Annotated in this window: 1 protein-coding gene, 13 tRNA genes, 3 rRNA genes and 1 riboswitch; all 17 genes read right to left on the reverse strand. The window is 48.2% G+C overall.

Annotation, left to right across the window (positions count from 1 at the left end):
• Entirely contained in the window at positions 1-1,260 is a 1,260-nt protein-coding gene (gene lysA / locus SRRS_RS18125) for a diaminopimelate decarboxylase (RefSeq protein ID WP_371362503.1), read from the reverse strand.
• A 153-nt stretch (positions 1,261-1,413) separates the two neighbouring features.
• Positions 1,414-1,589, reverse strand: a riboswitch (Lysine riboswitch).
• A 527-nt stretch (positions 1,590-2,116) separates the two neighbouring features.
• Positions 2,117-2,192 (reverse strand) — tRNA-His (locus SRRS_RS18130).
• Between the two features lie 7 nt (positions 2,193-2,199).
• A tRNA-Met gene (locus SRRS_RS18135) sits at positions 2,200-2,275 on the reverse strand.
• 173 nt (positions 2,276-2,448) lie between these two features.
• Positions 2,449-2,524: transfer RNA gene (locus SRRS_RS18140), tRNA-Asn, on the reverse strand.
• Between the two features lie 151 nt (positions 2,525-2,675).
• Positions 2,676-5,591: ribosomal RNA gene (locus tag SRRS_RS18145) — 23S ribosomal RNA — on the reverse strand.
• 317 nt (positions 5,592-5,908) lie between these two features.
• A 5S ribosomal RNA gene (rrf, locus tag SRRS_RS18150) occupies positions 5,909-6,025 on the reverse strand.
• Positions 6,026-6,246: 221 nt separating this feature from the next.
• Positions 6,247-7,801 (reverse strand): 16S ribosomal RNA (locus SRRS_RS18155).
• Together the 16S, 23S and 5S rRNA genes with 13 tRNA genes alongside form the textbook arrangement of a ribosomal RNA operon.
• Positions 7,802-8,116: 315 nt before the next feature.
• A tRNA-Leu gene (locus SRRS_RS18160) sits at positions 8,117-8,202 on the reverse strand.
• A gap of 103 nt (positions 8,203-8,305) precedes the next feature.
• Positions 8,306-8,391: transfer RNA gene (locus SRRS_RS18165), tRNA-Leu, on the reverse strand.
• A 7-nt stretch (positions 8,392-8,398) separates the two neighbouring features.
• A tRNA-Ile gene (locus SRRS_RS18170) sits at positions 8,399-8,475 on the reverse strand.
• Positions 8,476-8,480: 5 nt separating this feature from the next.
• A tRNA-Tyr gene (locus SRRS_RS18175) sits at positions 8,481-8,565 on the reverse strand.
• Positions 8,566-8,580: 15 nt separating this feature from the next.
• A tRNA-Thr gene (locus SRRS_RS18180) sits at positions 8,581-8,656 on the reverse strand.
• Positions 8,657-8,659: 3 nt separating this feature from the next.
• Positions 8,660-8,736: transfer RNA gene (locus tag SRRS_RS18185), tRNA-Arg, on the reverse strand.
• A gap of 8 nt (positions 8,737-8,744) precedes the next feature.
• Positions 8,745-8,821: transfer RNA gene (locus SRRS_RS18190), tRNA-Asp, on the reverse strand.
• Positions 8,822-8,833: 12 nt separating this feature from the next.
• A tRNA-Val gene (locus SRRS_RS18195) sits at positions 8,834-8,909 on the reverse strand.
• A gap of 1 nt (position 8,910) precedes the next feature.
• Positions 8,911-8,985: transfer RNA gene (locus tag SRRS_RS18200), tRNA-Glu, on the reverse strand.
• 12 nt (positions 8,986-8,997) lie between these two features.
• Positions 8,998-9,088 (reverse strand) — tRNA-Ser (locus SRRS_RS18205).
• Between the last annotated feature and the right edge of the window lie 138 nt (positions 9,089-9,226).

Here is a 9,226-nt window from a genome sequence, read left to right on the forward strand (position 1 = left end):
TTACTTTTCAATACTGGAAAAATCAAGTGTTGCAAAATAATCTTCCATAGTCTCCGCACGCCGGATAAGTTCTACCTGTCCGTCTGCTTTCAACAGAAGTTCTGCAGAGCGCAGCTTACCGTTATAATTAAAGCCCATAGCATGACCATGTGCTCCTGCATCATGAATAACAAGAACATCACCGACGTCAATCATTGGCATTTTGCGGTTAACAGCAAACTTATCGTTGTTCTCGCAGAGAGAACCAGTAACATCATAAATATAGCCAAGTGGCCATTCTTCTTTACCCAACACCGTAATATGATGATAAGCACCATATAAAGCCGGACGCATTAAGTTAGCCATACAAGCATCTAAGCCAACGTAATTTTTGTAGATTTCTTTTTTATGAAGTACAGTCGATATTAAATATCCATATGGGCCGGTAATCATACGGCCGCATTCCATCGCGATTTTAAGTGGTGCAAGACCGTTTGCTGCAATCTTAGTCTCGTAGGCTTTCTTAATCCCTTTGCTGATAATAGAAAGATCCACCGGCTCCTGTTCAGGACGATAGGGGATACCAATACCGCCGCCGAAATTTACAAACTCAATCTTGATATCCAAAGTACGATAAATCTCTATAATGAGATCGAACATCATATTGGCAGTTTCAATAAAATAATTGGGGTCCAGCTCGTTAGATATTACCATGGTGTGAATACCAAAACGCTTTACGCCGCGAGCTTTCATAATCCGGTAAGCATCAATTAATTGCTTGCGAGTTAAGCCATATTTAGATTCTTCCGGATTACCAATAATCGAGTTGCCACCTTCACGTAGTGGGCCAGGATTGTAACGGAATGAAATCATCTCCGGAATACCAGCGTGTTTATCTAAATAATCAATATGACTAATATCATCCAAATTAATAATAGCACCTAACTCGCGAGCCTTCTCAAATTCAATGGCCGGAGTATCATTCGAAGTCAAAATTATCTCTTCGCCCTTCATGCCTGCTTTTTCAGCCAAAATAAGTTCAGGTAACGAGCTGCAATCAGCTCCCAGTCCCTCTTCTCGCAAAATTTTCAATAAATGCGGATTAGGAGTAGCTTTTACAGCAAAATATTCCTTAAATTCTGGAGCCCATGAAAAAGCATTAATAAGCTTACGAACATTTTGTCTAATTGCTTGCTCATCATAAATATGAAATGGCGTTGGGTACTTCTTAATCACTTCAGTTATTTGTTCTTTTGTAAACGGCAATTTTTTTTCAGCCATTGTTTTCGCCTACCCTTCAATAAATTTAATATACAAAGATTTGATCTCACCAATTCATTATCAGAAAGAAATAGATTATACTTTCCAATAATATAAAAAACAGTCTGCGCTCAATCCCGCAAACTGCTTATAGACACAAAAAGTGTACTCGCTGTGCAAGATAGCGCTCCATCTGAAACCCTTCAGATGACAGTTTTGCATCTCTTAAATACAAAACCAGCAAAAGTCTTCGGCCAAAACTCTCACTTCGGCGGTCAGCCCCTTTCAGCATCTTCATCGCTGCCGGCTCTACATACTTACTCTTGGTCTACCGCGCCTCTATCAAATATACAATATTCAATTGTTTATATAATAGCAGTACATTCTTTCAATGTCAATATGCCGTAAGTGAAATATTTCGCTCTCACTCTCACTGCCAAAAATAGGGAATCGATTACTTGTCTCGATAATAAGACCATATACAATGCAATCCACGTATAGTACCACCGCAACGACAACCTGCTTGCCCGCATAAACGAGTACAAACCTCCACGCCAGATATAGCCGGTTTAACCTCGCGCTGCCTATTCCGCCAAAAAGAAGTTTCTGGCGCTGAAACCTTTACTCCCAAACGGCAAAACCATTTCCAGAGTCTCATACTGTCCACTCCTTTATACTTACTAGTATTAGTATAAAAGAGTAATTAACAAAATGCAGTGATAGGTATCACAGGATAAAAAAAACACGGCTTGCGCCGAGCCTTTGGCGACTGCGGAAGCCGATGTTGCTCTTATCCAGCGAAAGTTATACTTTTTATCAGGATAAAACACAAAACGGAAATCTATTTTCATAGATCTCCGTTCTAATTTAGAAATAATGGGGTGACTGGAGGGTCTCGAACCCTCGAGTACCGGAGCCACAATCCGGCGTGTTAACCGCTTCACCACAGCCACCATAATATGGTTGCGGGAGCAGGACTTGAACCTGCGACCTTCGGGTTATGAGCCCGACGAGCTACCAACTGCTCCATCCCGCGATGTGAGGCTTCTCGAGCAGGACTCGAAATACGACTGTTGATAACACGTCATCTGCGTCGTTGTCACTGCGGGCGTCCCCTCCGACGTACTTACCAGTACGACTACGGCGACGTCCTCGCTCCGCCTAGCATCTGACATGTTCTAAACGGTCTAAGCCGTAATATTAGAAAAGTGGCTCCTCGAGTAGGACTCGAACCTACGACCGATCGGTTAACAGCCGATTGCTCTACCAACTGAGCTATCGAGGAATGTTTTATCACTCAAGGAATTATATTTTACCACAGTTATCAGTTGTTTGCAACTTGTACTTTTTGGCAATATATATATTCCCTAAAAACTTCACAGAAGAAAGACTACGCAATTTGGTTACAATGTTTGCACATGTGCAAACGAGGTATTTAAGTCAAGTCCTCGGCCTATTAGTACCAGTCAGCTGAGTGGATTGCGCCACTTACACATCTGGCCTATCAACCTTGTGATCTACAAGGGGCCTTACTTCTTTCGAATGACAGACCTCATCTTAAGGCTGGTTTCACGCTTAGATGCTTTCAGCGTTTATCCTTTCCGGACGTAGCTACCCAGCTGTACTCCTGGCGGAATAACTGGTACACCATTGGTCCGTCCACTCCGGTCCTCTCGTACTAGGAGCAGTTCCCTTCAAGTCTCTTACGCCCGCGATGGATAGGGACCGAACTGTCTCACGACGTTCTGAACCCAGCTCACGTACCACTTTAATGGGCGAACAGCCCAACCCTTGGGACCTACTTCAGCCCCAGGATGTGATGAGCCGACATCGAGGTGCCAAACCTCCCCGTCGATATGGACTCTTGGGAGAGATTAGCCTGTTATCCCCAGGGTAGCTTTTATCCGTTGAGCGATGGCCCTTCCACTCGGTACCACCGGATCACTAAGCCCGACTTTCGTCCCTGCTCGTCTTGTCTGACTCGCAGTCAAGCTCCCTTCTGCCTTTACACTCTTCGCGCGATTTCCATCCGCGCTGAGGGAACCTTTGGGCGCCTCCGTTACTCTTTCGGAGGCGACCGCCCCAGTCAAACTGCCCGCCTGATACTGTCCCGAAGGTCGTTACTCTTTCGGTTAGAACTCCAGTAAATAAAGGGTGGTATCCCAACATCGACTCCAACAAGACTTGCGTCCTATCTTCTAAGTCTCCCACCTATCCTGTACATCATTTACCAAAACTCAATGTCAGGTTGCAGTAAAGCTCCATGGGGTCTTTCTGTCCAGTCGCGGGTAACCTGCATCTTCACAGGTATTTCAATTTCACCGGGTCCCTCGTTGAGACAGTGCCCAAGTCGTTACACCTTTCGTGCGGGTCGGAACTTACCCGACAAGGAATTTCGCTACCTTAGGACCGTTATAGTTACGGCCGCCGTTTACCGGGGCTTCAATTCACAGCTTCGATTGCTCTAACCGCTCCTCTTAACCTTCCGGCACCGGGCAGGTGTCAGCACCTATACGTCAGCTTTCGCTTTAGCAGGCACCTGTGTTTGTGGTAAACAGTCGCTTGGGCCTCTTTTTTGCAACTCTTTTCCGCTTCGATCGTTTCTAATCTACACGGTGTAAAAGCTCCCCTTTTCCCGAAGTTACGGGGACATTTTGCCGAGTTCCTTAACGAGGGTTCTCCCGCGCACCTTAGGATTCTCTCCCCGCCTACCTGTGTCGGTTTACGGTACGGGCACCTAATTTCTCACTAGAAGCTTTTCTCGACAGTGTGGGATCAATGAATTCGCCGTTATCTCTAACAGCTATCTGTCACTCCTCAGGCTTTTCACAGAGCGGATTTGCCTACTCTGCACCCTACAAGCTTCGACGCGAATTTCCATCCTCGCGCTCATCTACCCTGCTGTGTCACTCCATTGCTCAAACGATTTTAGGTGGTACTGGATTTTTAACCAGTTGTCCATCGCCTACGCATTTACGCCTCGGCTTAGGTCCCGACTTACTCTGAGCGGACGATCCTTCCTCAGAAATCCTTAGGCTTTCGGTGGACAAGATTCTCACTTGTCTTTTCGCTACTCATACCGGCATTCTCACTTCTTATCAGTCCACATGTCCTTACGGTCATGCTTCTACCCAATAAGAACGCTCCCCTACCCATGTCATAAGACATGCCATAGCTTCGGTTCCGTGCTTTAGCCCCGGACATCTTCGGCGCACAATCTCTCGACCAGTGAGCTATTACGCACTCTTTAAATGGTGGCTGCTTCTAAGCCAACATCCTGGTTGTTTCGGAAATTCCACATCCTTTGCCACTTAGCACGGCATTTGGGACCTTAGCTGATGGTCTGGGCTGTTTCCCTCTTGACTACGGATCTTATCACTCGCAGTCTGACTCCCAGGCTAAAGTATAGCCATTCGCAGTTTGACAAGGTTCAGTAACCAATATGGCCCCTAGCCCTATCAGAGCTCTACCGTCTATACTCATTACCTGAGGCTAGCCCTAAAGCTATTTCGGGGAGAACCAGCTATCTCCGCGTTCGATTGGCATTTCACCCCTATCCACATCTCATCCCAAAGCTTTTCAACGCTCACGGGTTCGGTCCTCCACGCATTTTTACCTGCGCTTCAACCTGGACATGGATAGATCACTGCGGTTTCGGGTCTACAATAACTAACTCTCGCCCTTTTTAGACTCGCTTTCGCTTCGGCTCCGTGTTTTCCACTTAACCTCGCTAGTTACTGTAACTCGCCGGTTCATTCTTCAATAGGCACGCCGTCGACCATATAAAGGTCTTCGACTGCTTGTAGACATACGGTTTCAGGTTCTCTTTCACTCCCCTCCCGGGGTGCTTTTCACCTTTCCCTCACGGTACTATGCGCTATCGGTCGCCAAGGAGTATTTTGCCTTGGAGGGTGGTCCCCCCTGCTTCCCACAGGGTTCCTCGTGTCCCGTGGTACTCTGGATTCTGACCATTAGGCTCTGTCTTTCGCTTACAGGGCTTTTACCTTCTGTGGCCTACCTTTCCAGGTAGTTCGACTAGACCTGACCTAACTTCTGTCAGTCCTCAACCCCAAAGAGCAAAGCTCTTTGGTTTGGGCTCTTCCCCGTTCGCTCGCCGCTACTTAGGGAATCTCGTTTGATTACTTTTCCTCCGGGTACTTAGATGTTTCAGTTCCCCGGGTGCCCTCCTAACTTACGTTAGGTGACGGTGCATTACCACCGCCGGGTTCCCCCATTCGGAAATTCATGGATCAATGTCTGCTTGCGACTCCCCATGACTTTTCGCAGCTTACCGCGTCCTTCTTCGGCTCTTGGCGCCTAGGCATCCACCGTATGCCCTTACTAACTTGACTTAGTTACGGCAGTTTAGTGCACGTCATCTGCGTCGTTGGTCCTCGAAGTGTTTGCTTACGTACTTACCAGTACGCGCGCGGCTCACTTCTCCGGTCCGCCTAGCAGCTAACGCACACTAAACAGCCTAAGCCGTTACATAGCTTACGTTTTGCCTTCAGTATATCCTAATTGCGCGTAAAGAACTTCTCATATTATATATGAGGAATTACTTTACTTTTGCTTTCTTCTGTGCAGTTTTCAAGGAACATCGGAACATCTATGTTATCAGATTTACTTGTATGTTTCAACAAGTATCTTCTGGTAATTTTCGTTCCTAAACCAGCAACTTCCTAATCTCCCAGGCCGTTTCCAGCCAAGTACCTTCGGCGTTTATGGGCTTAACTACTGTGTTCGGTATGGGAACAGGTGGAGCCCCACAGCTATCGTCACTAGATTTTTGTTTGAAGAAATTTGCATTCCCTCAAAACCAAACAATGTAAGAGATACTACAGCCACCGCCGTTCTATCGAATCAATTTATACTAATTCAGTACTTACATACCGTCGCAGTATTATTCTCGATTCAATATGCGGATGGTGCGTCTAGTATCGTAATGCTTGCCAAATGTACCGACCTGGAAGTAGTTCAGTTGTTACACCGAACGGTTCTCCCTAGAAAGGAGGTGATCCAGCCGCACCTTCCGATACGGCTACCTTGTTACGACTTCACCCCAATCATCGGCCCCACCTTAGACGGCTGGCTCCTTACGGTTACCCCACCGGCTTCGGGTGTTTCCAACTTTCGTGGTGTGACGGGCGGTGTGTACAAGGCCCGGGAACGTATTCACCGCAGTATGCTGACCTGCGATTACTAGCGATTCCGACTTCACGGAGGCGAGTTGCAGCCTCCGATCCGAACTGAGAGCTTGTTTATGCGTTTGGCTTACCTTCGCAGGCTTGCTTCGCTTTGTTTAAGCCCATTGTAGTACGTGTGTAGCCCAGGACATAAGGGGCATGATGACTTGACGTCATCCCCGCCTTCCTCCGCATTGTCTGCGGCAGTCTCCTTTGAGTTCCCACCATTACGTGCTGGCAACAAAGGATAAGGGTTGCGCTCGTTGCGGGACTTAACCCAACATCTCACGACACGAGCTGACGACAGCCATGCACCACCTGTTTTCGTGTCCCCGAAGGGAGGAACTTATCTCTAAGTTTTTCACTCAATGTCAAGCCCTGGTAAGGTTCTTCGCGTTGCGTCGAATTAAACCACATACTCCACCGCTTGTGCGGGCCCCCGTCAATTCCTTTGAGTTTCAACCTTGCGGCCGTACTCCCCAGGCGGGGTACTTATTGCGTTAACTCCGGCACAGGAGGGGTCGATACCTCCTACACCTAGTACCCATCGTTTACGGCTAGGACTACCGGGGTATCTAATCCCGTTCGCTCCCCTAGCTTTCGCGCCTCAGTGTCAGACACAGTCCAGAAAGTCGCCTTCGCCACTGGTGTTCCTCCCAATATCTACGCATTTCACCGCTACACTGGGAATTCCACTTTCCTCTCCTGCACTCAAGATCCCCAGTTTCCTGCGCCCATACGGGGTTGAGCCCCGCACTTAGACACACGACTTAAGAATCCACCTACACGCCCTTTACGCCCAATAATTCCGGACAACGCTTGCCACCTACGTATTACCGCGGCTGCTGGCACGTAGTTAGCCGTGGCTTCCTCCTTTGGTACCGTCATTACTTTAGATTATTTACCCAAAGCACGTTCGTCCCAAACGACAGAGTTTTACGATCCGAAAACCTTCTTCACTCACGCGGCGTTGCTCCGTCAGACTTTCGTCCATTGCGGAAGATTCCCCACTGCTGCCTCCCGTAGGAGTCTGGGCCGTGTCTCAGTCCCAGTGTGGCCGTTCATCCTCTCAGACCGGCTACTGATCGTCGCCTTGGTGAGCCGTTACCTCACCAACTAGCTAATCAGACGCAGACCCATCTCTAAACGATAGCTTACATGTAGAGGCCATCTTTCTTATCTTTATCATGCGATAAAGATACCACATTCGGTATTAGCACCACTTTCGCGGTGTTGTCCCCATCTTAGAGGCAGGTTATCTACGCGTTACTCACCCGTTCGCCACTAAGTTGTTATTGCTAACAACTCCGTTCGACTTGCATGTGTTAGGCACGCCGCCAGCGTTCGTCCTGAGCCAGGATCAAACTCTCCATAAAAAATATATTTATGGAGCCTTGATGGCTCATAAAATTCAAAAAAAGAAATTGTTTTTGTGTGCTCAATGAGCACCGCACATCTGGCTTTTTATGATGCATTACTTACATTGTTCAGTTTTCAGGGAACGTTGTTTTTTTCGCCGTTTGTTTAGCGACGGAATACTATAATAGCATTTTCATTTGTTTATGTCAACACTACTATGTACTAAATAATAAGTTTTTCAAAGGAAGTTCCGCGCTCCGCTTGGAACTAAGCGATTCACACACGTTCTTACTTCGCCTATCGGCTCGCAACAACGTGGTTCTCTGCTTAAATGGTGCGGTAGAGTGGATTTGAACCACCACGAGGTTGCCCCCGCCAGCCCCTCAAGCTGGTGCGTCTGCCGTTCCGCCACTACCGCATGTAAAAAATTATAGGATGTTCTTCGCTATCGCTCAGAACTAAGCGACTTACACAAGTTCTAGCGTCGCTGACGCTCCTAATAACTTGGTTCGCTGCTTATATGGTGCGGTCGAGTGGATTTGAACCACCACGAGGTTGCCCCCACTAGCTCCTGAGGCTAGCGCGTCTGCCGTTCCGCCACGACCGCATGATATTGGTGGATCTACTAGGATTTGAACCTAGGACCCGCCGGTTATGAGCCGGATGCTCTACCAAACTGAGCTATAGATCCATAATTGGTGGAGGGAGGTGGATTCGAACCACCGAAGCGAAACGCGGCAGATTTACAGTCTGCTCCCTTTAGCCACTCGGGAATCCCTCCAGATAGATATAGAGATGGAGCTGGCGATAGGAATTGAACCCACAACCTGCTGATTACAAGTCAGCTGCTCTACCTATTGAGCTACGCCAGCGTATGGCGACCCCGGCAGGATTCGAACCTGCGACCTTTTGATTCGTAGTCAAACGCTCTATCCAGCTGAGCTACGGAGTCATAGTAAATGGCGACCCTGAACGGATTTGAACCGTCGATCTCCGCCGTGACAGGGCGGCATGTTAGACCGCTACACCACAGGGCCGCAATATGAAGATGGTGGGCGATGACAGGATCGAACTGCCGACATCCTGCTTGTAAGGCAGGCGCTCTCCCAGCTGAGCTAATCGCCCATGGTGACCCGTAAGGGAATCGAACCCTTGATACCGCCGTGAAAGGGCGGTGTCTTAACCGCTTGACCAACGGGCCACAAATTTTTGATGGCGGAGTGGGTGGGATTTGAACCCACGCAGGCCTCACGACCTCTAACGATTTAGCAAACCGTCCTCTTCAGCCACTTGAGTACCACTCCGTATGGCTCCTCGAGTAGGACTCGAACTGCGACCAATCGGTTAACAGCCGAGTTACGACCGTTGATAACATGCCATCTGCGTCGTTGTCGCTCCGGGCGTTCCCTTCGACGTACTTCCCAGTACGACTACGGTCACGT

Source organism: Sporomusa rhizae (assembly GCF_041428845.1).
Taxonomy (GTDB): domain Bacteria; phylum Bacillota; class Negativicutes; order Sporomusales; family Sporomusaceae; genus Sporomusa; species Sporomusa rhizae.

What these genes read in the sequence shown, in the direction of transcription:
- lysA (WP_371362503.1), bottom strand. Translation starts at nt 1,260, where the DNA reads ATGGCTGAAAAAAAATTGCCGTTTACAAAAGAACAAATAACTGAAGTG.